The organism is Kribbella sp. C-35 (assembly GCF_046549195.1).
In the GTDB taxonomy this organism is placed as follows: domain Bacteria; phylum Actinomycetota; class Actinomycetes; order Propionibacteriales; family Kribbellaceae; genus Kribbella.
This window is the reverse complement of record NZ_JAJPWG010000005.1, coordinates 98,160-124,270: the sequence shown is the minus strand read 5'-3', so window position 1 is coordinate 124,270 and position 26,111 is coordinate 98,160. Positions and strand designations below refer to the sequence as shown.

Genomic DNA, 26,111 nt, shown 5'->3' with positions numbered 1-26,111 from the left:
ATGACTGTCGACGGATCACCACCCGGCGGCAGTCCGCAACGGATGTCGATGGACGAGTCGGTCGGCGAGCTGGTTTCGCAGCTGACCACCGACCTGGGTCAGTTGACGCGCCAGGAACTCGCGCTGGCGAAGGCTGAGCTGCAGACGGAGGCGAAGAAGGCAGGCAAGGGCGCGGGCATGCTCGGCGGCGCGGCCTTCGCCGGATGGATGGTCGCCCTCTTCGGTTCGCTCACGGTGATGTGGGCTCTGGACAAGGCAATGGATCTCATCTGGGCAGCCCTCATCGTCGCGGCCAGCTGGGCGGTCGTTGCCGCCGTACTGGCGGCGGTGGGACGCAAGGAGCTCCAAGAGGTGCACCCGAAACCCGACCAGACGGTCGAATCACTCAAGGAGGACGCGAAATGGCTGAAGACCCGGAAGAGCTGAAGCGGGACATCGAGCAGACCCGGCGCAGCGTAGGTCGCGACGTTGATGCCCTGACGGAGAAGGTCAGCCCCCGCCGCGTCGTCGGCCGGCGCCTCGACCGGGCTCGTGGTGGGGCCCGTCGGCTGAAGGATCACGTGATGGGTTCGGCGGGGTCGGTGAGCGAGACCGCCGGTTCGGCGATGTCGACCGTGCAGGACGCAGGCAGCAAGGTCGGTGAGGCGGTGGACTCGGCACCAGACCTGGCCCGGGCACGAACTCGCGGTACGCCGCTGGCCGCCGGCCTGATCGCCTTCGCGGCCGGGTGGGTCGTCGCCGCGGCGCTGCCGGCGTCGACGCGGGAGCGCGAGCTGGCCCACGACACCAAGGACAAGGCGATGGAGGCCGCCGGTCCGGTGAAGGAGCAGGCCGCACAGATGGCGCAAGAGGTGAAGGACAACCTCCAAGAGCCTGCGCAACAGGCTGTCCAGAACGTCAAGCAGTCCGTGTCCGAGGCAGCCACCGATGTGGCGGACGAGGGCCGCTCCGCGGCTCAACACGTCGCGGACGAGGCCAAGGACTCGGCCGACAACGTCCGGCAGGCAGGTTCCTCGAGCTCATGACCGACGAACGACGACCGGCCGTTCCGGGAGTGCTTCCTCTCACTGTTCCCGGCCGTCGTCGCCGGTGTGCTGGGCTATGGGCTGGTTGCAGCTCGACGCTCTGACCTCGGCGCCGCGAGCTGCGTCATCTGCGCCCGATCGGCGTGGCGAGCTGTGAGTACAGGGTGAGGTGGGCTTCGGCGGCTGCGTCCCAGGTGTAGGTGGCGGCGGTCTTGCGGCCGAGGTCGGCGCGGCTGTCGTCACCGATTGCAGCGTGCAGGGCCGTCGCCAGCGCCTCGGGGCCGGTTGCGTAGGTTGCCGCGGCGCCGAAGATTTCGCGGAAGACCGGTAGGTCGGAGACGACGACCGGTACGCCGGCTGCGAGTGCTTCCATGGGTGCCAGACCGAAGCCTTCCTTGACGGACGGGAATGCGAACACCTCGGCTCCTGCGACCAGGCCGGGTAGTTCGGCGTGGTCCACCGGGCCCAGGACGATGGGTGCGACGCCGAGCTCGTGTGCGCGTTCTTCCCAGCGGGCCCGGTAGTCGCGGTAGTCGAACAGGGTCTCGCCGCCGGCGATCACCAGCTTGATCGGGTCGTTCAGGACAGCGACGGCTTCGAGCAGTTCGAGGGATCCTTTGCGGGGTTCGATTCCGCCGACGGTCAGGAGGTAGCGGCCGAGCTTGGTGCGCCAGGGCGCAGGATCAGCGGCTGCGAAGCGTGCCGAGTCGACGCCGTTGGGGATGATCGTTGCGTGGATTCCCCAGCCCGCGGCGAGTTCCTTGGCGACGGCGGCCGACACACAGACGTGGGCGTAGGGGTTGACGATCGCGCGTTCGTGGCAGGCGGCGAGTTCGGGTGTGGTGAAGGTGTCGAGGTGGTGCACGGTCCGGATGCAGGGCCCGGCGGCGTTCGCGCTGATGCAGTCCTGGGCGTGCACGACGTCGTACTGCGAGCCGTCGAAGGCGTCACGCAGTACGGCGATCGAGCGGAGGATCCGCGCGCCGACGTCTTCGCCTCGCACCTCGGGGAACGGTACGACGGACAACGTGACGCGTGGGTCGACGGGACGGAAGAAGCCCGTGTCGCCGCCGCGACCGAGCGACCACACCGTCACGTCGGCACCGGCAGACGCGAGCGCTTCGGCCAGGGCGAGGGTGTGGACTACGCCGCCGCGTGGTTTGGTCGAGTAGCTGAGCAGCGCGATCCGCATCAGTAGGCCTCCGGGCGGCGTTCGTCGAGGTGGTGCAATACGCGGCGGGCGTTGTCGATCTCGGCGTGTACGTCGACCTCCGCGGTCGCGATGCCGGCTTTGGACCAGGTTCGCGCGACGATGTCGCCGCCCGGGCCGACGACCTTCGACTGGCCGAGGAAGCGCATGCTGCCGATCGAGCCGGTGAGGTTCGACGAGACGAGTACGACCTGGTTCTCTGCTGCGCGGGATCGGTCGTAGAGGTCGAACAGGCGGGACTGGCGGTCCTCGTTCATCCGAGGTGCGCGGTTGGTGATGCTGGTCGGCCAGGCACACAGGCAGGCGATCAGGTCGGCGCCGTCGAGGGAGAGAGCCCGGGCGGCCTCCGGGAAGGTCTTGTCGTAGTCGATCATCATGCCGATCCGGCCGACGGGCGTGTCGAAGGCGGCGAATTCGTTGCCCGCGGCATAGATCGCCTGCTCTCCGCGTGGTTGGTGCACCTTGCGATGTTTGCCGAGGACGCCGTCGCCGGTGACGCAGAGCGCGGTGTTGTAGCGGTACGGACCGGCCGCCTCGCAGAAGCCGAAGCACACCACCATCTCGCCGGCCATCGCGATCACCTTGGCGATCAGGGGGTCGTCGGGATCGAGTGCCGGTGGCAGGTCGTCGAGGTCGGGCTCGTTCAGATCGGTGAGGTAGCCACCGAGAGCGGCGTCGGGCAGGACGAGGAGCTGGATCTCCTCGCGACGGCCGTGCCGGATCAAGGCCTCGACCCGGGACAGGTCGAACTCGAGGTCCCGGGTGAACCCGGCCGCCACCGCACCGATCTTCAGCACGCTCAGACCGCCGCCAACTCGGGCGTGCCATAGGTCTCGGGCCGCCGGTCGCGGAGATGACCCATCGACCGCCGCGCCAACTCGAGCGCCTGCTCGACATCAAGGTCAGCAATCGCCATCCCCTCGGTGACGCCGGTGTCCGCGAGGATTTCGCCCCCCGGGTCGACCACCTTCGCGCTCGCCACGAACCGGAGCGAACCGAACATGCCGGACTGGTTCGCGGACAGCCACACCACCTGGTTCTCGAGGGCTCTGGCCTGATCGAACAGATCGAACCGCCGCTTCCACCGGTCCTTGGCCAGGTCGGGGTCCGGATTCGTCCGGGCTCCCGGCCAGGCCGACACGCAGGTGATGATCTGGGCGCCGTCGAGTGCCAGTGTCCGGGCCGCTTCGGGGAACGCCTTGTCGTAGCAGATCATCAGCCCGAGCCGGCCGACCGGTGTGTCGAACGCCTCGAACCTGTCGCCGGCGGCGTAGTGCTCGTCCTCGCGGAGCGGCTGGTGGACCTTGCGATGATGCCCGAGTACGCCGTCGCCGGTGACGCAGACCGCGCTGTTGTAGATCAGTCCGTCCTCGGCCTCGGCGTACCCGGCAGTGACGACCATGTCGCCGGCCAGCGTGGCGAGGCGGTTGATCTCCGGGCTGTCGACGGTGAACGCCGGTGGCGGTTCGGCCGTGCCGTCGAGGCTCAGGAGGTAGCCGCCGAGAGCGCCTTCGGGCAGGGCGAGCAACTTCACGCCGGCCTCGCGAGCGGTGCCGATCAAGGTCGCGACCTTGACGAAGTCGGCCTCCAGGTCGCGGTCGAAGTTCGCGGCCACGGCCGCCATCCGCAGATTCATGCTGCTCCCAATCCGGTCACGCCGGCGCTGAGCGCCTGGGTGGTCTCGCCGTTCGGCCAACGAAGTACGACGCCTTGCCCACTGGTCAGCTCGCCACAGATCGCACCGACGGCCGGGCCGGCGTCCAGTTGCTGGGGACCGGTGGTGAGCATCGCGTACCCCGGGAAGCAGGTGAGCCAATCGCCCATCGAGGCTCCGGCGGGCTTCGGTACGGCGGCCACGTCGAGAACTGCGCCGCAGCCACTGGCTTCCGCGAGCATGCCGAGGGTGCCGACGACACCTGCCATCGAGACGTCCTTGGCCGCGTCGGGTTGAGCGTGTCCCACTGCGGCGACCATCGCGCGGAGCTCCGCCGGCTGTCGGTGGCTGGTGGAGTCCCATTGCCGTCCCGCGTAGCCAGGGCGCCAGCCTCCAGCCACGTCGGCGGTCAACCTGACCTGCTGACCAGGTCGTCCTCCACCGCCTGGTACCGGTTGGGCTGTCCGCCCGAGCGCGGTCACGCTCAACGCTGCAGGTACGCCGAGCTGCGTGTGCCCGCCGAGGATCGAGACGCCGTACGCCGCGGCGGCGCGGCGCAGACCGCTCAGCACCTGGGCGGCGAACGCGACGTCCCGGGCACCGAGCGCGTCCAGCAGCCCGATCGGCGTGGCGCCCATCGCGGCCAGATCGTTGACGTTGACCAGTACCGAGCACCAGCCTGCCCACTCGGGGTCTCGCTCGACCATCGCCGGGACGATCGCATCGCACGCCGCGACCAGGTCGCTGCCCGGGACCGGCGCACCGTCGTCACCGACGAATCCGGCCGGTCCTATGCGTTGGAGGAGAACACCTAGGTCTCCCTTGGCGGTGCGGGCCAAGCGCGAGACCCGATCGATCGGCCAGCGCATCAACACATGTGGTGTACCGGCGACGGCGACGGGCCCGACCGTCTGCCAACCGAGCCGTTCGAAGAATCGCTGCGTGCCCAGTTGAACGGTCGCGTCGAACCGCAAGGCTCCGGCCGCCTCGGCCCGTGCGCACGCGGACCTCACCAGCGCCGCGCCGACGCCCCTCGTCGCACCGCCCGGCCTGGTAACGAGCCGACCGCCTCGCCACCAGCCGATGTCCGGCCCGTCCGTCGCAGGCCCCAGCCGTACGCCGCCGAGGACCTCGCCGTGCGCGTTCCGGGCGACCAGGACGACAGTGCGTGGATCATCGTCACGCTCGTCCCGGTCGCTCTTCGCGAACAGCCCTTGCTTCTCGACGAACACCTGCCGCCGCAGCTCGTGATAGGCGTCGAAGGTGTCGGCCTCCTCGATCAGGAACGCGGGCGGCGGATCACCGAGCAGCGCATAAACCTCCGCGGCACGGCGTACGCCGGTGGTCTGCACAACCGGCGTACTCATGCGCCCGCCGCCGAGAGCAGACTGCACGCACCGCAAGCGGCGCAGCCCGCGCCCTGATCCGCGCCACGCATTCCGGCCGCGGCGAGCAGCTCGGCGACCCGGGCTGTCACGTCGCGAACCGCTGCCGGATCGGGCGGCAACGCTCCGTCCGCCCGAGCCAGCGTCCCGAGCATCGGCCGCAGCGGTACGACGAACGGGTACACCCCGCGCTCGATCAACCCGGCCGCGCCGGCGACCAACTCGTCCGGGTCCTCACCCATCCCGACCAGCAGGTACGTCGACACCCGGTTCCGGCCGAACACGCGGACGGCCTCGTCCCACGCCGCGTAGTACTCGGGCATGCTGACCGTCGACTTGCCGGGCATCCACTTCCGCCGTACGGCGTCGTCGAGGGACTCCACGTGGATACCGATCGAGGTGGCCCCGGCCTCGCGGAGGTCGGTCAGGACCGCCAGATCGCCGGGCGGCTCGATCTGAACCTGGATCGGCAGCCCGGGCACGGCCTGCAACACCGCCCGCACGCATCGGACCAGGTTGCGCGCTCCGCGGTCCTTGCCGGTCGTCGTACCCGTCGTCATCACCATCTGCGTGACACCGTCCAACCGGACCGCGGCCTCGGCGACCTCGGCCAGTTGGGCCGGCGTTTTCGCAGCGATCGTCGAGCCGGCCCGCAACGACTCTTCGATCGAACAGAACCGGCATCGCGTCGACTCGTCGTACCGGATGCACGTCTGCACGACCGTGGTGGCCAGTACGTCCTTGCCGTGCAGCAACGCGATCTGCTGGTAGGGGACCCCGTCAGTCGTCGTCAGGTCGTAGAACCGAGGACGGCGGACGGGCTCGATCGACAGTCCCAGGCTCCGGCCGTCCCGGAAGACCGTGCCGTCCTTCACGTGGTAGGGGCTATCGGCAACGATCGGGAGAGTGGCGTTGGCGCCGTCGACGACCAGGTGACCGTCGTCGCTCGGGCCGGCGCCCTTGCTGCGGCGTACCGGTGCGTCCACCTGAACGCCGTACACCGCCATCTCCGCACGCGTGACCAGATTGTCGACGGTCATGTGGGTCTCCTCAGAACATGTACGTCGAGTTGACGATCGCGCCCTTGCGCGCGTAGTGGATCAACGCGTCCTGGACATCCAGAGGGTGCGTGGGGATGACGCCCTCGATCAGGTCCTCTTCGCGCGCACCGTGCAGCGACAGGCCGAACCGGCAGCAGTAGACCTTGCCGCCCTCGGCGATGAACGTCTTCAGCGACTCGTTGATGTTGTGCTCGCCCGGAAAGGCGGAGTTACCGGTGGTCGGGAAGCCGCGCGTAGCCAGGCAGTTCAGCGAACCGGGACCGTAGAAGTAGATCGCGGACTCGAAACCTTTCCGCTGCGCGCGCGTCGCCTGCAGGATCGCGACGAAGCTCACCGACGACTCGTGGGCGATGCCGTGCACCAAGGTGAAGTAGGTCTCGCCGTTCTCCGCCTGGTAGTCCGGGAAGACCTTCGTACCACCGTAGATGCTCGATCCTTCGGGCAGGGACGGGTGCGGGATCTCGCCCAGGCTCTTGGCCTCGAGCTCGGTCAGTTCGACGGTTTCGGACATCTGCTTGCTCCTTTGTAGGGGTCAGTCGTAGAGGTGTTCGAACGTGCGGTGGAAGACGAGCTCGGCGAGCTCGCCGTCGCCCATCGCGGCTTGCATCCGGGCGAGTTCGCCGGCGTGGTCGCCCCAAGGCTGGTCGCTGGCGAACAGCACCCGGTCGTGCCCGATGCCGCGACGCTCGATCTCGGCGGCCAGCCAGCCTGGAGCGAATCCGATCGCCCAGGACAGATCGGTGTAGACGTGCTTGCCGGCCTCGATCCAGTCGAAGAACCGGGATCCGATGAGCTTGATGTGCCCGCTCATCCCGCCACCGAAGTGGACCAGGTGCAGCGGTACGTCGGCGGCGTACGTATCGACCAGATACCCGATGTGATCGATGTCCGACGCGGCGCCGGGGGAGGTGTGCACGTGGACGACGAGCCCGTTCTGCCGTGCCACGCCGAAGATCTGGTCGAGTTGCGGCCGGACGGCGTCGTCGGTGGGGTGACCGCCGAGCAGGAAGCTCAGCTTCAGCGCCCGTACGCCGGGTTCGCCGGCCAGCGTGAGCGCTTTGGCGGTGAGCTCGGCATCCTGCGGGCGCGGCGACACCCACAGCCCGGCGCGGATCCGGTCGTCGCGGGCCGCGGCCTCGACGACCAGGTCGTTGAAGGCGAACGAGACGGCGACGTCCGGTACGCCGTAGTTCGGGATGACCAGTGCGCGTTCGGTGCCCTCGACATCGAGATCGGCGAGCAGTTCGTCGACGGTGGCGCGGGCGGTGAGGTCGGGGTGGACCGGAGGGCCGCCGTAGAACGGGTACGCCGGAAGGATCCCGAGGTGGCGGTGTGCGTCGTACACCCTCATCTCAGGCCACCGTCCGCTGCGGCCGACCGGCGATCCACGGTACGCCGACCTGCTGGTGGGTGATGCGATCGACGATGTACTCGGCGTCTGCAGCCACTCCGCCGAATCGTCCCGATCCCCACGTGTGCTGCCAAGGCAGGCCCATGAAGTACAGGCCCTGGACGCTCGTCACACCGCGCTGGTGTGTTGGATAGCCGCGGCCGTCGAAGACCGGCACCCGGATCCAGCTGTCGTCGCGGCGGAATCCGGTGCTCCACACGATGGCGCCGATCCCTTGCAGGGACAGGGATTCCAGCATGTTCGCGGGCTGCCAGACAGGCTGGTAGCGGGGCTCTTGCGGAGCGTCAAGTCCCTCGGCGGCGATGAAGGCGTCGATCGAGTCCTTGATTCCTTCGGAGACGGCGTCGGCGTGATCCAGGTTCTGCGCCAGATCGTCGGCGAAGCGGAGCGTGCTCTGATCCGCGTCGATCAGCCGGCCGTACAGCCGCATCCCTTCCAGCGCGAACTTCCGCAGGTCGATGTCGCGACCTCCGTCCCGGCCTGTGACGTAATGGTTCACCCGGAACCGGACCGCGTCGGTGTCGTCGAACTCGTCGATCCCCTTGCTGTAGTAGCCCATCCGATCGAGCCAGGCGACCACGTCGGCTCCGCGATAGAAGCGCGCAACCCGTGGCGCCGTACGTGTCACGAGGTGGACCTGCCTTCCCGCCAGATGCAGATCCTCGGCGATCTGACAACCGGACTGGCCGGTGCCGACCACCAGGATGTCGCCGTCGGGGAGTTGGTCAGGATTCTTGTACGCCGACGAATGCAGCTGAACGACTGGCAACCGCTCGGCCAGCCGGGGGATCCGCGGTCGCTGGTACGGACCAGTCGCGACCACCACCTGGTCGGCGCTGATCGTGCCGGCCGTCGTCGCGATCCGGAACCCGCTGTCGAGCTGTGTCGCCCGCACTCCTTCGACGAGCGGGACGTCGTACGAGCGGGTGTAGTCCTCGAGGTAGCCGACGATCTCGTCGCGGACCATGAAGCCGTCCGGGGCGGGTCCGTCGTACGGGAAACCCGGCAGGCTGCACTGCCAGTTCGGCGTCACCAGGCAGAACGAGTCCCACCGCCTGTTCCGCCATTCGCTGCCAGCTCGATCCGCTTCCAGAACGACATGATCGACACCGGCGCGGACCAGATGCCAACTCGTCGCGAGACCCGCCTGACCTCCGCCGACCACGACCACGGAGTACCGCGCACCGTCCCTCAGTTGCATCTCGGCTCCCGGGTCTCGATCCCTCCTGAACGCCTTCCAGTGAAGAACCGCCCGATTGCCTGACCGTTGCCACCGGAACAAACTCACGTTTCCGAATCGACCCCCCACGTTTCGCGTGGGTAACCACGAATTTGGTGACGGCCCGGCTGTGCGGCCATTGAGTCATCTGAGTGCAGATGGCCGGGGTGGTCGTCCTGGCGCTGGGTCTGCCGGACATGTTCGCGTCGTTGGACCACGGCGGGCACATCGACGTCCGGGTGATGGTGTTCGGGTACGTCGTCATGCGGCTGTCGATGCTGTTCCTCTGGATGCTTGCCGGACGCAACGATCCCGACCGGGCGCCCGTGACCCGTGGCGGGTTCGTGCTCGTGACCGGCGTACCGCTCTCGCCCGAGCAGCGGGCGGTCCTGGCGAGCCGCGGGACCGAGGTGCTCGAGGTGGCACCTGGCTCGGCCCTGTACAAGTGGCTCGCAGACGGCAAGGCTGCGGCCGCACTGGTACGACCGGACTTCACGGTCCTGCGGGTTGCCCGCGACGTCGCAGCGCTCTGCGAAGCAGCACCGAACTTCGTGGTTGCCTGAGGTAGGCATATACCGACAGATGATGCGGCTTCAGAGATCACTTGTTGGCTTCGAGGAGACCTAGTTGGTTGCCCTCCGGGTCGGTGCAGGTCACGAGTCGTTGCCGACCGCTGGCCCCCGCACCAGGTCACCCCGACGCTACGGTGATCCTGTAGGGGGAGAACAACTGGTTCGCGGCGTACGCGCAGTGGCATTTCAAGCTCTGCGGACATCGCGACGTACGTCTGCTGGGCGGCGGTACGAAGCGGTGGGAGCTCGACGGCCGCCCTCTGACGGGTACGCCGACAGTTCGCGAGTGCACCCTGCGCCTAGGTGCCTGTCGCGCGCAATCGGTGGACGGAAGTCCGCCTGCGTTCCGGGACGACCTGAACGCGGCGATCGGCCGGGACAGCATCCTGACGTCCGGTCTGCGGCGGAGTTCTCCGGCGAGATCCTCGCTCCGGAGCGCTTTCCGTGGGAGCACCTCCAGTCCCGGCCACCGACGCCGGACTGTCGCTCAGCGCGCCGGACGGCGACGCGGCCGCGGACATCGTCGTCTACTGCCGGATCGGCGAACGCAGCGCGCATAGCTGGTTCGTCCTGCACGAGCGTTGCAGACAGCTGCAACGCTGCCCGACTCTGGTGCCCGGATCAGCGACCGCGATGGCTCATCCGCGACAGATCTGCCTCCGCGCGGATCTGATCACTTCGCAGATCAACCGGTGGATCGGCAGCCTGTTCGATCCGATCCATCGGAGCGAGACGATCACCGCACTCTTGCAGGCTGACGACTCAGCCGACCAGCTACGCGACCAAGTCGAACGACTGCGAGGTCGCGTGGCCGCGGCCGAGGCCGTCATGGAGAAAGTTGCGCAAGGCATTGGATGCCGGCTGGGATCCGGTCGAGTTGCGGGCGCAATACAACGCGGCGACTGCCGAGAAGCACGCAGCCGAGACGGCACGTGCCGCGACGAGAGTGAGATGGGTCTGACCCGTGCAGAACTCGAGACGTACGTCGACCAGCTCGGCGACGTCGCGCAGGCCTTGGACTCTGCCGAGCAGGAGGAGCTGAGTGAGCTCTACTCGTCACTTCGACTGTCGCTGACGTATCACCACACCGGCCGACAGTCGATGTGGAGGTCGACCCGATGGGTGACCGTGTGGAGAAGAGTGTCCGAGGAGGGATGCGTACCTTAACCACGCGCCTGGAGCTCGACGACGATGTGATGGGGAGAACTGTGTAGCGAACGGATGTTGCCTTCGACTCGGAGCTCCGACGGACCTTTGCTGGTCCCTCATACAAGCGCCACCAGCCTCGACGAAGGGCGCCCGGCCGGTTGCTGGCGCGTCGTCGAAGCCATTGCTGGGAGTGTGTCGCTCCCACACCTGAAGATGGCCAACGTCAATCTGGGATCAGGATGACGCCCTTGGTCCTAGGTGCATACGCCGGAATTTGACTTCAGCCACGTCGGCGGGATCGGAGTCGTTCTGGCTAGATTCTGCGGCGGTGGGAGGCTACCAGGGTGCCGGTACTGTAGGCGTCTGCGCGAAGCAGGGCTCCTGGTGGGACGTCGAGGATGTCGACAGACAAGGGTCCGTCGTCGATGTCTTCTGAGCTGATGGGGCGGCCGTCCAGGTAGAGATCGACGCGATCCACGCCTTGTCCGTCGAGTACGACCGTGAGGGTTGTGCCGACGGACGATGTCTCCACCTCCAGTTGTCCGCTCGGCATCGCGGCGAGTAGTGCGCCGGCCTTGTTCAGAAGGTCGGCGTTGTGGTTGAGGAGATCGACCGGTGTCAGCCAGTGCAGCTCGATGGGCGTGACGCCGAGGTCTTCGAGTGGGGTGCCGGCGAGGTCATGGACGCGAAGTGTGCGTCGCACGGCAACCTGCATGTTCGCGCCGTTCGGCAGGGCGACGTACGGTGATGTCCTGTCGGGTGGCGACGGCTCATTGAGGAGAGCGGTAAGCAGACCGTGGGTCCAAGCGTTGCTCCCACCGGCGCCGGTGCCTGGGTCGACGCCGAGAATTGGGCCGATCCCGTGATCGGCAAATCCGGCCGCGAAGATGTCGGTGGCCGAGTAGGAACGGCCGTCGACGATGAGGACCACGGGTCCGTAGTACGTTTGGCCGATCTCGTTTGCCGCGTCCTGTGGAGTGATCGGCTTGGCGGCCGAGTAGGTTGCGCCGGAATCCGTGGCCAGTTGGAGTGAGCCGAACCATGGGTAGAGGTCGACGCCGAGAGGGTTGTCGCGGTGTCGACTGCAGATGCTGAGATTGATGGGTGTACTGATGAATTGTGCGGGCTCTGGCGTGATCGCGCGTGGCGTCATCGTCTGAAGGATGAGTTCAGCGGCAAGGATGTGGCCGCCGCCGTTATTGCGGACGTCAACAATCAAGCCGTTCTGCGGCAGGGCCGCAGCCAGGCGGATGAACTCGTCCCGGAACGCGACCGGGTCCAGCACGCCGAAAGTCAAGATCCGCAGGTGGCCGAAAGTCCCGGACGACGTGACGATCACGCGGGCGCGAAGGGCTCCTGGCATTGTCGTAGGGACGTCCGCCGGACCGACGGCAACCGCAGAGGACAGCTGCGTCGACGTCTGTCCGCCGGTCACCTCGACGACCTCACGAAAGTACAGAAGCTGCTTCGCGCGGGATCTCTCGTCGGAGTCGAGGTCGATTCCCATCGAGGTGGTGGCTTCGCTGATCGCGTTGAGATCTGTCACCGGAGGCAGGTTGCGAGCGACCTTCCACTGCTCACGAAGCTCGTATGTAGATCCATCGAGACCGATGTAGGTCACCGTCACCCAACCCTCGTCAGGCGGCGGCTGGACCACCAGCGGGCGCAGTGTGAGTGAGTCCAGTCCGCGAGCCAGGTTGGCAGCGCTACTGCTGCCGACGAAGGTCGCACCGTTCAGCGCGGCGGCACGCGCGATCGGCGTACCGTTCCAATAGGTCACCTCGGCGCCGGCACCGAAGTGCGGAGCCTCATAACCGGGGGTCACATGGGTGACCAAATAACGCTCGATTCCGATCTCGTCGATGCCTGCCTCGATCACGAACGGTAGGAACGCAAACTGTCCCGCGAACGGCGACGGCAGCAGGTAGCACGTTGCCAGGTCTCGGACGGAGTGGAAGATGCTCGACATCTCGCGATGGAAGATCCACTCCGCGGCCATGGTTTCATTGGTCTGCCGTCGCAGTCTCGCTCGCAAGCCGCGGAGCAGCTGTGCTGGATTGATGACGTACATCGCCACCTTTTGCGGTAGGTGTACGTAGTTCTCCTCGAACAACATGATCGCTTGATCGACGAGCAACATCCTCTGTGCGAGAGTCAGCGACCCAGCCGAAGAAAGAAAGTCTTCAAGTGGGACGGCGGCGTGCTCTGCCGCGTCGGCCGCCCGATCCCGGGCTCTCCCAGCGCCGGACCTTCTCGTCTTGGCGCTAGTGGCATCACGAGTTGCACTGCGTGGTCGAGCCATGAAATCCCCCCAAATGCCATCGGATTCGGAACCAGGCCGCAACAGCACCACCGTCGGCCGCGGGTCTGGCGATGTCAACGGTCGAAGGCGTACGGCCCTCAACGAGTGTTGGAGCCGTCTAGGAGGCCGGTGGACAGCTAAATGCGCAGATCGCTGTGACAGATGCCGTGTAGATCGACTCTCCGGAGGCCGCGATCGTGACACCACTCGGGTTCCCGAGAAGGTCGACGACTGCGACGCTATTGGCATCGCCCGGACGCCATATCCGTAGAGTTTGGTCCGCACTGGCCGAGACGATGAGGTGCCGATCGCCGAATCGTCCGAGGGCGACCGCGGTGACATCAGCCGTATGGCCGACGAGCTGTTCGATCGGTTGTCCTGTCCGACTCCAGACTCGCAGAGTCCGATCCTGATGTGCGGAGACGAGGACATCGCGTCCTTCCAGCTCGCCGACCGCAAGGGCGGTGACGATGCCGTTGTGGTCAGCCGGCAGCTCGCCGCGCGAACGTCCGCGTTCGTCCCAGATCCGCATCGTCCCGGTCCGGTTGACGCCGTCGTAGCCGGCCGAGATGATGACATCGCGGCCACCGAGTCGGCCTAGAGCGACGGCGGTCAGTCGAAGGCTGGGATCCGCGGACAGGACCGAACGTCGGGCGACCACAAGTCGCAACTGCTTGCCTGCAGCCCTGGCCTTTTCCTTGCTGTGTTTGCTCCTCTCGAGATCCCAGATTCGCAAGGTGCCCGCAGCATCGACCGAGACGATGACATCGCGCTTTCCGAGCTTCCCGAGCGCGAGTGCCGTGACGCTGCCGAGGTGGCCCGTGAGGGCCATGTCGACGTGTGTTCCGAGCTCCCAAAGGTGCACGGTGCGGTCGTCATTCGCCGCCGCGATGGTGTCGCACTTGGCCAGCCGCCCAACCACAATCGCGTTGACCAGCGCGGTGTGGTCGGCCATCGGGCGACCGAACGGATGACCATCCCTGTCCCAGATCCGCACCGTGCGGTCGTAGCCTGCCGAGACAATCGCGTCCTTGTGGCCTACTCTCCCGACAGCCAAGGCTCGCACCACATCGCTGTGGCCGATCTGTGGGGTGCCGATCGGATGACCGGGTTCGTCCCAGATCCGAACTGTATGATCGTGACCGCCAGACGCGAGAACCTCGCGTCCACCTAGTCGTCCGATCGCCACCGCTGTGACGCTACCTGAATGACCTGTCAGCGGACCTCCGATCGGCTCGCCGCCCGCGTCCCAGAGCCGGAGGCTCTGATCGTGACTGGCTGAAACGACGACGTCGCGGTTGTTCATTTGACCGATCGCCAGCGCCGTCACTACATCTCGGTGTCCAGAGAACGGGCGAACGAGTGTCGTGCCGTCCGCGTCCCAGGCCCGTACCCGATCACGACCCGCGGACACGATGACATCGAGGGCGCCGAGATGTCCGACCGCTACGGCGAGGACCACATCGGTATGACCGACCAGCGGCGGGCGGAGCGGCTGTCCCTTGTGATTCCAGATTCGCACGGTCCGGTCGTAGCCGGCTGAGACGATGACCTCTTCGTCACCAAGCCGCCCCACCGTCACGGCGTGGACGACATCGCTGTGGCCGGTGAGTGGCTTGCCAATCGGCTGCCCTGCATCGTCCCAGATTCGAATCGTGCGGTCGTAGCCGGCCGAGACGATGACATCCCGATCACCCAGCGATCCCACAGCTACCGCGGCTATCGTGCCGGCATGGCCGGTCAACGGCTCGCCGAGCGGCAGCCCTGCATCGTCCCAGATTTGCATCGTGCCACTGGCATCGGCCGACACGATGACGTCGCTCGTGCCGAGGCGTCCGATCGTGACGGCGACCACCTCGCTGGTGTGCCCGGTCAGTGGCTCACCGACCGGTCGGCCGGTCTCATCCCACACCCGCACTGTTCGGTCGTAGCCGGCCGAGACGAGTAGGTGCCGTTTGCCCAGTCGTCCGAGGGCCACGGCCGCGACCGGCCCTGCGTGTTCTGTCAGTTCTTGATGAGGGGGGCCGATGGTATGCGCCCAGCGCGGCATGAAGTCGGCCGAACTGGCACTCGAGAATTCTTGTGGCAGACCCCGAAAGCCCCGATGCGCAGCGGTCAGAGCGAACAGACGGGCGCGGCGATCGGGTGGGAGACTAGCTGCGCGGGAGCCCACTTGCCGGAGCACCGTCCCGATCGGGCTTTCAGCGGCCGTGGTGCCAGGAACGAGGAGCGGCAGAAGCCGGGGCAGGTCGGCATCGACGACGAATGAAGGCTGCTCGATGAGCTCGGCCAGGCGGTCCGCGGCGGCAGCGTGATAGGCGAGGTTGCGGTGCAGGTAGGGATCGCTTCCGGCCCAGTCCGGCCTCAAGGTGTCGTGGGCGATGACAAGCCGGCGGAGTGCGTCGAAAATGAGACCGTCGGCGTCGAGGCCACGGCGATCCTGACGCCAGCGGGTGCGGAGGTGCGCGTCGAGCGCGTCATGGAACAGCCGGTAACACACGATCTGGTTCGGCCCGACTCGCTCAGTGAGATAACTGGCCGCGGACTCGAACATCCACTCGAGATCCGCCGGTTGGTACCTGACCCCGGTCAGCGCCTCGATCGCGCTACACAAGATTTGCCCCTGCGGCATGCCATCGCCTTTGGCGAAGGCCAGCGCGGTGAGCAGGCGCCGAAGTTCGGGCTCACGATCGTGATAGCGGTACTCCAAGTATTCGTCGAAGGCCGTTCCGACCTCGTCGGGAAACCTGCCTTCCCAGCCATCTGCGAAGTCGATGGGCTCGTCTCGCGCCAGAAGCCCCTGGCAGGTCAGCTGGGCGACAAGGAAGTTCCCTGCGGCGCGACGTGCGATCGCGGCGGCGAGTTCGGTCCGGTCCGGACCATTGCGGTTCGGCGAGTCCGGTTCGGCGTGGTACGACTCGGCGAGCAACCGCTCCGCATACGCAGCCAGGTCGGCCTCGTCCAGATAGGGCGGTTCGTCGAGGTTAATCACCTTAGGCCTGCCGAGCCGACGAAGGTTCCCCTCGGGGCCGTGGGAACCGTGGCGAGTGCCAACCAGCACTCGCAATCCGATCTTGTCCGGGTCAGCCGCCACCGACCGCAGCAGGAGCGCGAGCTGCTTCGGCTCGATTGCCTCGTCGAGTGCGTCGACCACCATGGTGAAGGGTTCACGACGGATACGCAGCCGACTGCTCAAGTCCACGTCCGTACTCATATCGACGCCAGCAGCCCGTGCGATCTCGGCGACCACGGCGGCCACGGTCTTGTCGCGGGCGTGAACGGCGACGTCGACGCGGCCCAGATCCGGTACCAGGCCCGCGGCCAACTGACTGGAGGGGACTTGATCCCGCAGCCATCGTTGACTCGTGATCACGAGATGAGCGAGTACAGCGCTCTTGCCTGCGCCGGGGCTGCCGGTGACCACGCGGACTCGGCCGTCAACGGGATCGGCGGAGTTCAACCAGGTCGTGAGCTCGCGTAGCACGCACGTGCGCCCTGTAAAGAGCCACGGATCGGTGGGTACCGATGATCCTTCGATTCCGCGGGCCCTCGGCGACCAATGCGTGTCCAGCGCCTCGTCGAGATCCATCCGCCAGCCGACCAGATCGCCGAGCGGCGGCCACGCGCGACTGAGCTGCTTGACGGGAATCAGATGCGCGACCTTTGCTGCGACGTGCTTGTCCTGCGCAACCGCGATCCCGATAACCGCGCCGACAGTAGTGTCCCAGACAGGGCAGCCCGAATACCCCTGTACCACTGGCAGCCCTGAGCCTGTGTCAGCGTCGAGCTGCATCCATTGCCCCGACGCGCCACTCGTGCCCCGCATCGTGCCATGGCTTTCCCGCACAGTCGGCGTCCCACCACCGAATCCACGGCAGGAGAACCCATGGCCGATCACAGCGTACGGCTTCAGGAGCGGCGCCGGCACCACCTCGTCCCCATCGATCGGTGTCAGCAGCCGCAGGACCGCCACGTCGCCGCTGTCCTCGGAAGCTGGCTGCCAGCCCTCGGCGACCACGACAGCCTGGCAACTCGGCACCGCTGGCAAGAGCGGGAACTCAACACGTATCTCGCCCTCCGGCGGACCACTGCCGGGTGCGGCGCCAAGCACGTCCTCAACGACGTGCGCACAGGTGACCACATGGTTGTGGTCCACCAGCATCCCGCCACCCGCGACCCTGCCTGGGCGTCGCGGAATCCGGGCCAGCCACGGCGGGCTGTCTACGAACTGCGCGTCCACTTCAAGGTCACCTTCAGGTGGGCCTCGCCTTGAGCAGCGGCTAAGACGCCGCCGACCTTTCCGGTCAGAGTCACACCGAAGTCGACGATCGCCTCATCCGGCCGGACCTTTTCATCCAGCGCCACGACCTGATGGACCACGGCGCGTGCCGTCGTCTGGATGACCCCCAATGCGTCGTCGAGTTGGCCGACGGCCCTGCCTACCAGCTCGCCGGGACTAGCGGCGCGAACATAGTCAGCGCCGTCATCGTCGTCGACCTCCACCACCAATGATCCACCGTCGGCGGCATCGAACTCCACCAGTTCCTTCATGACCCGACCCCTGCCTGACCAAATCCCGACAGCCCCTTGATCTCAGCATGAGATCCCCGATCCCCGTCTGGGAAGAGCGCGGTCGTGGAAATCGATTTACGGCAGCGGAGCCTGATCTGCTGGTATGAACGGAACGAGCCGGAAGGTGAAAAGCCGAAGTCCAGTGGGCCCTGTTGCCACTAGGTGGGAGACGTGGCGCGGTGTTGCAAGGAGGGCTCTTGCTCGTTGAGCTGTTTGGCAGCGAGGTGGTTGCTGGGTGGTTCGGGTTTGAGGCAGTGCAGTTCGTGGCCTTCGGGATCCGCGGGGCCGGTAGGCGGCCCGGGGTGTCTGTGGGCGGCGGGCGGGCCTCGAGCGGCTCGATGGAAGTTCTCACACTTACCATCGACGTATGAGGACCGCAACCCGCCATGGCATCGTCGTCCATTCCTGCTGCCGGTAGCCAGTACCTGCTCGATCTGTTTGCCCAGATCCCCGATCTCCCGCAACGAGCGTGGTCGTCGGCACTCGCCGGTCGGCCTGTTGGCGATCGAGCAGTGGGCTGCGGATGCCTGCGCCGACGCCGACGCCCAGGCAACACTAGGCGCCGCTCGGGGAGCGGCGGAGGAGTCAGGTTCCGCAGGGCGTTCACTGCGGTCGACGCGAGTAAACTCGACAACGTCCTCGGTGCTTGGTTGTGGACCCGGTGCGCCTAGGTGATGGGGCCGGTCGGTGGTCGCGATCGACGGCAGACCGTCCGCGGCGCACGGGACAAGGACAGGCACGCGCCGCGCCTGGTCGCAGCGTTGGCGCACGGCATCGGAGCCGTCCTCGCAGGTCGCGGTCGCGGCGAAAGTCGAACGAGGTTCCCGCGGTCCGGATCTCCTGTCGGCGTTCACGAACCTGACTGGCGCGGTCATCACCGTCGATGCGATGCATACCCAGGCCTACACTGCTCATCGGGTCTCCTGTCTGGGGTAGCGGACTCAACCGGGGACCGGCCCGCCGGCTGGTACGCCGATCCTCATGCCCAGTGCACGCCAGGTACCGGCCGCTACCGGCAAGGTCTGCCCCGCCCCCATCGCAGACCAGACCGACGCCACCATTCGTGCGCCGCTGAGAGGGTTCATCCGGATCAGTCATTCGTGAGAAGCAGGTCGTTTACGAGAGGATCCGGCTGGCCACGGCCGTTGGTTGTACTGGCGACGATCACCTGAAACAGCGGCCAGGTGTAGTCCTTTCCGAGTCTCGGGATGTTGGTCATTTCGTTGTGGACATTCTGATGTCGACCTGCATGGTGTCCGCGCCGGGAGTGCCTTTGACGGTGATGGTGACGCCTGACCATTTGCCGCCGGGCAGTTCCAGAGGGGGATTAGTGGTCTTGCCGATCTTGAAGTTCCCGGCGCTGGGGTACAGGTCGTCGGAGTCGCCCCGGTTGCCTCGTCCGAAGATCGTTGCCAGGTCCCGACGGCCGTCAGCTTGGAGTAGCTCGATGGCGAGGGCGTCTTCGTCATCGACGTTCTCGATGTGCTCGTCGACCACATAGACCGCGATACCCTCGTCCGGCAGATAGGCATCTTGAGATTTCCTGCGTCGGTACTCGACGACGATGTACTGCGTCTGCGACATCGTCTTCTTGTTCTGAATGAAGAGCATCGAGCCGCCTTCTGCCGCTGGCTTCAGGTCGATGCCAGAGGTCGTCTTGTTGACCCGCTGCGGGGCTACCCAGCCGTGGAACATGCGTAGCATTCCGTTCGGGAACACGGGGGTGAGTCCACCGTTTCCCCACGAGCCCGCGGCCATCAAGCAGTAGTTGCCCAAACCGTTCGAACGAGTCGCGTCCAGTTCTCCGGTGTCGTAGTAGTCCGCCCACCGCGCTGCGAGATGGCCCCACTCGTGCGCGCAAACGCCCATCGCGCAGTCCTCCGGCACCGTCAGGAAGGTGCGTGCGGTCAGGTTGTCTGCTACTGGCACTCCGCCTGGGATCACCCATTTCAGGCTCCAGAGGTCGTCGCGCGACAGTGTCTGTTCTGCTCCACTGCCGGCGTGTACGACGAACAGAGCGGTGACTACGTGCTCGCCGAGAGCATCGAACGGCGCGAAGTCCACGCCCTCCGCGAGGGCGGCCTCGACTGCGTCGCGGGCCAGTCCCTGGGCATTGCGTGGAAAGTTGTCGTTCATGCCGGAGTTGCCGTCGACGTAATAGGTGAGGGGGTGGGGCATCCGGAACCAGCCGTGGATCTCGCCTTGCACGTCGATGCCGGTGTTTTCACCCGGTCCATATCCGCTGACTCGCTGGTAGAAGTCCCGCATGCTGCCGGTGGGGAAAGTCCCTTCCGTGAACAGCATCGCGTCGTAGTACGCAGGCCCGCGATTGGGGTCGTGCTCGCGATCCGGAAAGTCGGCGAGCAGCACGAGCGTCTTGACCACTCCGCGCAGTTGCCGGTCCGGGCGATCGATGAGCAGCCGGCCGGTAGCGGGTCCTTGGTCCAGTGAGCCGTCGTCCAAACCTTCCAAGCTCTCTCCTCGACGGCCAGACCGCCAGACCGAGTAGTACTGCTCGAAGGTCATATCCGCGGGTAGTCGCCGGGACTGCTTCAGTTCGAGGAAGCGTGCGTAGAGCTGTGCGAGCGCTTGTGGTGACAGCGGCACGGGGCACGCGGCCGCCATACTCTCGTGGCGTGGCAGGGGAGTGAGGAGATAGCGCATCTCGGGATTCCTTCCGGCTTCCGGTTGTGCGGATGACCTGCGGTCGACACTGTGGACGGCTGTGCGTCCTGGCGAAGGCGCTGATCAGATTGATGACTTGGGCGATCACGTGATCCGGGACCCTCTGGGTCTTGCTCTCCAGATGGTCGTCCGCGGCGAGCTGCAGCCGGCCCATCGCCGCGGCAAGTCCGTCGCTTGCTGGCGAGCTAGCGCGACAGCTTGACCTCCAGGGCCTCCGAGACCCCTTGCTTGAGTAGCTGTTTGCGGACGTCGTCGACGGCGGCATCGTGTTGCCCGTCGGCGACCGCGGCGTCGAAGCGACGGTAGAGGCTGGGCTCGGTCGTCAGGTAGAAGGCGAGTTCCTGGCCGACTTGGCCGAGGTCGGCCGGCACCTTGTCGGCGGTTCTGCCCAAGAGCTTCGCCAACCCGTCGTCGAGGGGGTTGGCCGCACCGTCGCCCGCAGCGGCGAGCGACGGTTGGGCACTGCGGACACTGCCCTCGAAGAGGTGGCCGAATGTGGTGAGGCCGCCGCGTGCGAGCGGCACGTGCTGGGTAGCGGTCGGTGCGAGGGTCGGTACGGTTCGACCGTTCGGCAGGTCTGCGTCCAGCAAGGCGTTGGCGTCTACGAGTCCGCCGCCGAACTGCCCGGACGGCCAGCCCGGGACCGGGGTCGCGGTGTCGCGCAGCAGTTGTGAGAACGTCGACGCGATCCGCTCCTTGCCGCCGCACGCGCTGATGATCTTGTTCCGGCCATGTTTGGCGAGCCACAGTGCCGCGATCCCAGCGACGGTGGCCACGGCGTACGACGTACCTGAGCCCTGGCTCACGTTGTTGAGGGAATCGTCGGCGTTCGCGGCGGCGTGCCAGACCCGGTCGCCGGGTGCAGTGATGTCGACCGCGCGTCCTCGGGACGAACCCTTCCACGTGCCGCGCTCGGCATCGCAGGCGGCGACCGCGACGACCTCGTCGTACGCCGCCGGAAACACCACGAAGCGCACGCAGTTGCCGGCGGCGGCGAGCACGATGACGCCTCGGCTGGTCGCGTAGACCACCGCGTCATGCAGGCGATCGCTGGCGAGGCCGCCCATGCTGATGGAGATGACGTGGACGCCTCGGTCCGTGGCCAGCTCGATGGCCCGGGCAAGGTTGAGCGTGTCGAGGACGACGACGCTGTCGGAGACCCGGAACGGGACCAGTCTGGCGTGTGGCGCCGTACCGCTGACCGCATCGCCCGGACTCCCGCTGGCGGCACCTCGGGGGCTGACGATGACACTCGCAGTACCGGTGCCGTGCCCGCCGTTCTGCCAGGGGAAGTTCTTCTTCAGCTCGTCTTGCGGGTCGTCGTCGTTGTCGACGAGGTCGCGGCCGATATTGGTCTGCAGGTTGGCCGCGATCTCTGGGTGGCGTCGGTAGCCGGTGTCCGGGTGGCCGATGACAACTCCTTCGCCCGGCGACGCGCCGGCGAAGTGGTTCTGCCAGGCCAGCGGGACGTTGGCCAGTTCGATGCTCCATTCGTGTGCTTTGGCTTTGGCGAAGTCCTTGCCACTGCCACAGCCGAAGTTCGGTAGACCGAAGGCGGCGGCCGCCTGCTCGTCTCCGTCGAGGCCCCACTCCGGGCGGTCGGTGACCCAGGCCTTGAACAGCGGCTCGGCGCTCGCGATGCCTTTGTGCGCGCGGAGTTGATACGTCCGGTCCCACGCATCCCGTGGGCTCAGTGCACCTTCTTCGGCGATCACTTCGAACTGGTTCTTGCGGTCTCCGTAGTTGGTGGCGTGCCAGCCGTCGCCGAGTACGTCGCTGATCGCGCGATCCACCTTCTGCTGCGCGGCGCGGTTGGTCGTCTTGATGGTGAAGGCCTGGAGGACCGGACCTGGATCTTGCTCGTTCTCGCTCATCTGCGCGTCCGGGTCAGCTCGTGGATTTGGCGATGAGGTGATCGAGTGCCTGCCGGGTCTTGCTGACCCCGCTGTTGTCGATCGGCAACTGCATCTGCTGCACGAACGCAGTCAGTGCGGCCTGAGCGGCGACGGCCTTGTTCGGCTTGGCGACGATCGAGAGCTCGAGGAAGTCGAGCCCGGCGTCGACCTGCCAGCGTTCGGCCCGCGCCCCTGACGGCACGCCGTCGATGGTGAACTCCTCGAACCGGGTCGCCTTGATCGGCGGCAGCATGCTGACGGCCGCGAGGTTGACCCGCCCTGAACTGCAAGTGCTCAGGAAGTCGAGTTGCCGCTTGCTGAACAGCTCGGGGTCCAGCCATCCACCGGCCGGCACGGTGGCGAGTCGATCGTCCGACCACTCCAGTTTCATCGACGCGGCCAGAGTCCGGGTGTCGCCCGCCCAGTCCGCCTCGATCTTCAGTTCCTCGGGGTGGTCCTCGTCGGGGTCGGTGTTCTCGAAGTACAGCGGATCGAGCTGGGACCAGCGGCTGGGCCGGAGCTTGATCGTCGAGTCCCCGGTCGGCGAGCCCTTTCCGCGTACCCGCAGTACGACGCCGATGTCGAGCAACGCCGTCGTCGCGGCGGCATCGGTGACGTCCTCACAGAACACCACCGTCCACGGATCGCCGCCGGTGAGCCCGAGGCGATCGATCGGCTCCTCGACATCTTCGCCGGCCAGCGTGACCTTGATTTCAACCTTGTCTGGACGCATCTGGACCCCCCCGATGAATACGTCGGCCAGACCCGCCCCCAGGTCCACCGGCCGCACCTCATTTCCACACTCCTCCGAGTCCCAACCACCGTCAAGGTTGCAAATGTTTGAACTCTCGGCAGGCCCTCGCGACCTCTTGAGGAAGCAGACATTGCAAAGGTCAGTGTGATTGTCACCCCCTGCGTGTCCGCGGCAGTGGCATTGTCGCCAGAGTAGTCAGAACAATGATCGATCCGAGCTGAGCTTCCGGCGCGAGGATGACCGCAACCGGCAGTTCCTCCGCCTCGGGAATGCCCAGGTATGTCCGGGTCACAAGGAACAGAACGACGAGGCCGAGCACCGATCGCACCACGTACACGAGCTGGTATCCCTGCGGTCTTGAGCCGAAACCAGCAGGCACAAGCAACCACCGTGCCAGCCGGAACGCTGAACTCAAGAACCAGCCGATGCGACTCCCATGGCCACGCTGAACTGATTCGTCCTGCCAGTACACATTCATCGTTCCCCCATCGGCATTGCGCCAACGCCACGCCATCGGCACCGCGCACCATCGCCACGACTCATCCTCTTCGGTCATCGACCGGCCGGCCGGCGTCGTTACACGACGGCTCGTGGACCTCGAGGCGCTTCAGGCGGGCTTGCACGTTGATGTCGGTGCTTTGAGCTTCCCAGATGGTCGGGTGTGGATCATGCTCATATCTGGGGGAATTGAGCGGCGAGGGGGGCTTGCCATGGGGAGATACAGTCGCGCCCGAATTGTGCGCGGCGCAGCCGCGGGGTTTTTGACGGTGGCGTGCTTGGCGTCGTGCGGGGGACAGGATCAGGCGGCTGCTCCGCCGACGGTCACGCAAACCGTGGTGGTCGGGCCGCCGACCTCGGCATCGGCGGCTACGTCTGCGCCTGAGCCGGGCGAGGCGACACCAGCCAACACCCTGGAGAGTCGCGCTGCGGCGTGTCGGGAGCTCAAGTATTACAACCTGAGTCCGGCGACGGAGAAGAACGTCACCATCAGCGCCTACATCGTGTGGCGGTGGTATCTGGCGAACCAGGGCAACGACGATCCGCGGTGGCTGGGTTGCCTCGTTGAGGATCCCACGAGTGCCTTGGGTCAGTACGTGGCCTCGACACACCTGTTGACCGAGCTCGACAAGGCGCCTGCGGACCGGTTGGGGAAAGGTTCGGAGCGCACATTCAGCACCGAGCTGATCGACCGGCAGCAACTCGACGGGAACTGGGTGAATGTCACCGAGTCCGTCACGCTGCATGTCGTGTTCCACCGGCTACCGCCGTACAGCCAGGGGGTGTGGCTGCTCCGTGGCATGCATATCACCGCCCGAAGCACCATCGATGGCGGCGACCTGGGGCCCGGGGGCACCTACGGAACGATGTGATCGGGGATCGCGGCCACCGGTAGGTGAGGGGCAGCGTGTCGGAGATTGTGGTCAAGGGGGAGTCATGCGGAGTAGGGGTGGCAAAGCGGGATCTTTGCGGGTGCATGCGATCGCGGGAACGTACGTCGTACTGCTGGGGCTGGATCTACCGAAGGCGCGGACAAAGGGTCTTCTCGGCTTCGCGGTCGAGCGGTGGGATCCAACGGAGAATGAGCGGTACTGGCTGCGGGGTATGAAGACGTTCAAGGAGACGTCGGCGGGCGTTCCGCCGGGGAGTTCTGTCAGCCTGCGCGAGCATCCGGTGCAGTCGTTCCTCTGGGGTGACTACACCGCAAAGCCGGGGCGTGAGTACGAGTACAGGGTCGTCGCGTTATACGGCGCGCCGAAGAACCTCGAGATCCGCCAGGACGTGACCGTGGCCGTGACCACGGAGTCCGTCGATCAGGGGACCCACGCTGTCTTCTTCAATCGTGGTGTCGCCGGCAGCCAGGCCTATGCACGGAGGTTCGGGCGGGCGCCTCGCGAAGACGATCGCTCGGATCCGGCGTACGACTGGCTGTCGAGAGGACTCGAGGAAGCTCTGCTGTCGTTCATCGAATCAGCGACCGGAGCCGAGTTCTCACTGCGCGGCGCGGTGTACGAGTTCACTTACCCTCGGGTGCTGGATGCGCTCGCAGCGGCGGCTGCCCGCGGTGTCGACCTTCAGATCGTGTATGACCGGCGCGGCAAACCGAGCGACGATCCGGAACGCGAGAAGGTCTGGCAGGAGAGCGAACCGGCAATCAAGGCAGCCGGGCTGGAGCCCTTCATGATTCCGCGACGAACCAACAGCGCCATAGCGCACAACAAGTTCTTCGTCCTGCTGCGCAACGGCGTTCCGGAGCAAGTGTGGACCGGATCGGCGAACATCAGCTGGGGTGGTCTGTTCGGTCAGTCGAACGTCGGTCACCTGGTGCGCGATCCGGACACTGCGACCTTGTATCTCGAGTACTGGGAACGGCTGGCTGCCGACCCGTCGTACGCCGTGATCCGTCCGGCGAACACGACGGCAACTCCGACTCCCACCACCCCGCCGCCGGCCGGGATCGCGCCACTGTTCAGTCCACGGACCAGCCTGGATCTGATGCATTGGTACGCCGCTGAGGCAGCCGCGGCAAAGAAGTCCTTCTTCATGACCGCTGCCTTCGGTGTCGACGACACGATCGCCGACGTGATCAAGCCCCCGTCCGACGTGATGCGCTACCTGATCCTCGAACGACCGCCACGCTCCGATGAGGTGCAGTTCACAACGGACCACAACTTGAAGGTCGCTGTCGGCTCGTTCTTGCGAACGGACAAGTTGGACCGTTGGGTCAAGGAACAGCTCACCGGTCTGAACTCGCGAGTGCGGTACACCCACAACAAGTTCATGCTGATCGACCCGCTCGGCAACGCTCCGCTCGTCATCGCGGGATCCGCCAACTTCAGCGATCCTTCGGTCAACGAGAACGATGAGAACATGCTGGTCATCCAAGGAGACTCCCGGGTGGCGGATATCTACCTCGGCGAGTTCATGCGGATCTTCAATCACTTCTACGTCCGCTATCTCACACAGATCCTTAACGACACGGATGCAGACGGCTCGGGGTACCTGAGCCCGGACGACGGCTGGACCACCAGGTACTTCGACCAGACAACCCCCAGCTATCGACAACGCTTGCTCTTCCGGTGATGGCGGAGGTGGGGCAATGCCTTAGCGAGCTATGGAGTTCTCGTTGGTCGGCTGGTTCGTTTCCCCTCACACCGACAGCAATGGCCTACCTCCGCTTCTTCGGAGGCACGCCCACAGTAAGGAATGGTGGACCAGC

Annotated in this window: 22 protein-coding genes; 7 read left to right on the top strand and 15 right to left on the bottom strand. The window is 66.2% G+C overall.

Going from position 1 to position 26,111, the window contains the following annotated elements:
• Together ACLJOO_RS31005 and ACLJOO_RS31000 are read left to right on the top strand one after the other, a co-directional pair.
• Positions 1-426 carry a phage holin family protein gene (locus ACLJOO_RS31005; protein WP_410791068.1) on the top strand — a complete coding sequence of 142 codons (426 nt, stop codon included), beginning with the start codon at positions 1-3 and terminating at the stop codon, positions 424-426.
• On the top strand, positions 402-1,025 hold the full coding sequence (locus ACLJOO_RS31000) for a DUF3618 domain-containing protein (protein ID WP_410791067.1): 624 nt from the start codon (positions 402-404) through the stop codon (positions 1,023-1,025). Before ACLJOO_RS31005 ends, ACLJOO_RS31000 begins: the two co-directional genes overlap by 25 nt.
• Positions 1,026-1,149: 124 nt before the next feature.
• On the opposite strand, the gene ACLJOO_RS30995 is transcribed toward ACLJOO_RS31000, so the two are convergent.
• From ACLJOO_RS30995 to ACLJOO_RS30960, 8 genes are read right to left on the bottom strand one after another with little or no spacing between them, the layout of a single operon-like run.
• On the bottom strand, positions 1,150-2,217 hold the full coding sequence (locus ACLJOO_RS30995) for an MSMEG_0565 family glycosyltransferase (RefSeq protein WP_410791066.1): 1,068 nt from the start codon (positions 2,215-2,217) through the stop codon (positions 1,150-1,152).
• Positions 2,217-3,032 carry a carbon-nitrogen hydrolase family protein gene (locus tag ACLJOO_RS30990; RefSeq protein WP_410791065.1) on the bottom strand — a complete coding sequence of 272 codons (816 nt, stop codon included), beginning with the start codon at positions 3,030-3,032 and terminating at the stop codon, positions 2,217-2,219. Before ACLJOO_RS30990 ends, ACLJOO_RS30995 begins: the two co-directional genes overlap by 1 nt.
• A gap of 2 nt (positions 3,033-3,034) precedes the next feature.
• Entirely contained in the window at positions 3,035-3,871 is an 837-nt protein-coding gene (locus ACLJOO_RS30985; RefSeq protein WP_410791064.1) for a carbon-nitrogen hydrolase family protein, read from the bottom strand.
• A complete protein-coding gene (locus ACLJOO_RS30980; RefSeq protein ID WP_410791063.1) occupies positions 3,868-5,256 on the bottom strand; it encodes an MSMEG_0567/sll0787 family protein in 1,389 nt (462 codons plus the stop codon). The genes ACLJOO_RS30985 and ACLJOO_RS30980 overlap by 4 nt, the downstream gene beginning before the upstream one ends.
• Positions 5,253-6,314: an MSMEG_0568 family radical SAM protein gene (locus tag ACLJOO_RS30975; protein ID WP_410791061.1), complete on the bottom strand. Its 1,062-nt coding sequence runs from the start codon at positions 6,312-6,314 to the stop codon at positions 5,253-5,255. Before ACLJOO_RS30975 ends, ACLJOO_RS30980 begins: the two co-directional genes overlap by 4 nt.
• A 10-nt stretch (positions 6,315-6,324) precedes the next feature.
• Positions 6,325-6,846 (bottom strand): MSMEG_0572/Sll0783 family nitrogen starvation response protein, encoded by a 522-nt coding sequence (locus ACLJOO_RS30970; RefSeq protein WP_410791060.1) that lies wholly within the window; start codon positions 6,844-6,846, stop codon positions 6,325-6,327.
• A 21-nt stretch (positions 6,847-6,867) separates the two neighbouring features.
• Positions 6,868-7,686 (bottom strand): amidohydrolase family protein, encoded by an 819-nt coding sequence (locus tag ACLJOO_RS30965; RefSeq protein ID WP_410791058.1) that lies wholly within the window; start codon positions 7,684-7,686, stop codon positions 6,868-6,870.
• Between the two features lies 1 nt (position 7,687).
• Positions 7,688-8,947: an MSMEG_0569 family flavin-dependent oxidoreductase gene (locus tag ACLJOO_RS30960; protein WP_410791057.1), complete on the bottom strand. Its 1,260-nt coding sequence runs from the start codon at positions 8,945-8,947 to the stop codon at positions 7,688-7,690.
• A 176-nt stretch (positions 8,948-9,123) separates the two neighbouring features.
• Between ACLJOO_RS30960 and ACLJOO_RS30955 the strand changes: the two genes are divergently transcribed.
• Positions 9,124-9,528 carry a low temperature requirement protein A gene (locus ACLJOO_RS30955; RefSeq protein WP_410791881.1) on the top strand — a complete coding sequence of 135 codons (405 nt, stop codon included), beginning with the start codon at positions 9,124-9,126 and terminating at the stop codon, positions 9,526-9,528.
• Positions 9,529-9,981: 453 nt separating this feature from the next.
• Positions 9,982-10,704: a hypothetical protein gene (locus tag ACLJOO_RS30950; RefSeq protein WP_410791056.1), complete on the top strand. Its 723-nt coding sequence runs from the start codon at positions 9,982-9,984 to the stop codon at positions 10,702-10,704.
• Positions 10,705-10,999: 295 nt separating this feature from the next.
• On the opposite strand, the gene ACLJOO_RS30945 is transcribed toward ACLJOO_RS30950, so the two are convergent.
• The 3 genes from ACLJOO_RS30945 to ACLJOO_RS30935 all read right to left on the bottom strand — a co-directional run bounded on the left by ACLJOO_RS30945 (position 11,000) and on the right by ACLJOO_RS30935 (position 17,539).
• A complete protein-coding gene (locus ACLJOO_RS30945; protein WP_410791054.1) occupies positions 11,000-13,039 on the bottom strand; it encodes a S41 family peptidase in 2,040 nt (679 codons plus the stop codon).
• 67 nt (positions 13,040-13,106) lie between these two features.
• Positions 13,107-17,228 carry a trypsin-like peptidase domain-containing protein gene (locus ACLJOO_RS30940; protein WP_410791053.1) on the bottom strand — a complete coding sequence of 1,374 codons (4,122 nt, stop codon included), beginning with the start codon at positions 17,226-17,228 and terminating at the stop codon, positions 13,107-13,109.
• Entirely contained in the window at positions 17,210-17,539 is a 330-nt protein-coding gene (locus tag ACLJOO_RS30935) for a CU044_2847 family protein (RefSeq protein ID WP_410791051.1), read from the bottom strand. Before ACLJOO_RS30935 ends, ACLJOO_RS30940 begins: the two co-directional genes overlap by 19 nt.
• 218 nt (positions 17,540-17,757) lie before the next feature.
• Here ACLJOO_RS30935 and ACLJOO_RS30930 point away from each other — a divergent pair, with 218 nt between their 5' ends.
• Positions 17,758-17,931: a hypothetical protein gene (locus ACLJOO_RS30930; RefSeq protein ID WP_410791050.1), complete on the top strand. Its 174-nt coding sequence runs from the start codon at positions 17,758-17,760 to the stop codon at positions 17,929-17,931.
• Between the two features lie 844 nt (positions 17,932-18,775).
• Here the strand turns inward: ACLJOO_RS30930 and ACLJOO_RS30925 are convergent.
• From ACLJOO_RS30925 to ACLJOO_RS30910, 4 genes are all read right to left on the bottom strand, one after another.
• Positions 18,776-20,224, bottom strand: coding sequence for a M6 family metalloprotease domain-containing protein (locus ACLJOO_RS30925; protein ID WP_410791049.1), 1,449 nt, complete (start codon positions 20,222-20,224; stop codon positions 18,776-18,778).
• Positions 20,225-20,430: 206 nt separating this feature from the next.
• Positions 20,431-22,119, bottom strand: coding sequence for a S8 family peptidase (locus ACLJOO_RS30920; RefSeq protein ID WP_410791047.1), 1,689 nt, complete (start codon positions 22,117-22,119; stop codon positions 20,431-20,433).
• Between the two features lie 13 nt (positions 22,120-22,132).
• Complete coding sequence (locus tag ACLJOO_RS30915; RefSeq protein ID WP_410791045.1) at positions 22,133-22,873, bottom strand: hypothetical protein; 741 nt, start codon at positions 22,871-22,873, stop codon at positions 22,133-22,135.
• A 172-nt stretch (positions 22,874-23,045) separates the two neighbouring features.
• A complete protein-coding gene (locus ACLJOO_RS30910) occupies positions 23,046-23,450 on the bottom strand; it encodes a hypothetical protein (RefSeq protein ID WP_410791044.1) in 405 nt (134 codons plus the stop codon).
• A 34-nt stretch (positions 23,451-23,484) separates the two neighbouring features.
• Here ACLJOO_RS30910 and ACLJOO_RS30905 point away from each other — a divergent pair, with 34 nt between their 5' ends.
• Entirely contained in the window at positions 23,485-24,264 is a 780-nt protein-coding gene (locus ACLJOO_RS30905; RefSeq protein WP_410791043.1) for a hypothetical protein, read from the top strand.
• 100 nt (positions 24,265-24,364) lie between these two features.
• Positions 24,365-25,975 carry a phospholipase D-like domain-containing protein gene (locus ACLJOO_RS30900; protein ID WP_410791042.1) on the top strand — a complete coding sequence of 537 codons (1,611 nt, stop codon included), beginning with the start codon at positions 24,365-24,367 and terminating at the stop codon, positions 25,973-25,975.
• Positions 25,976-26,111 lie beyond the last annotated feature (136 nt).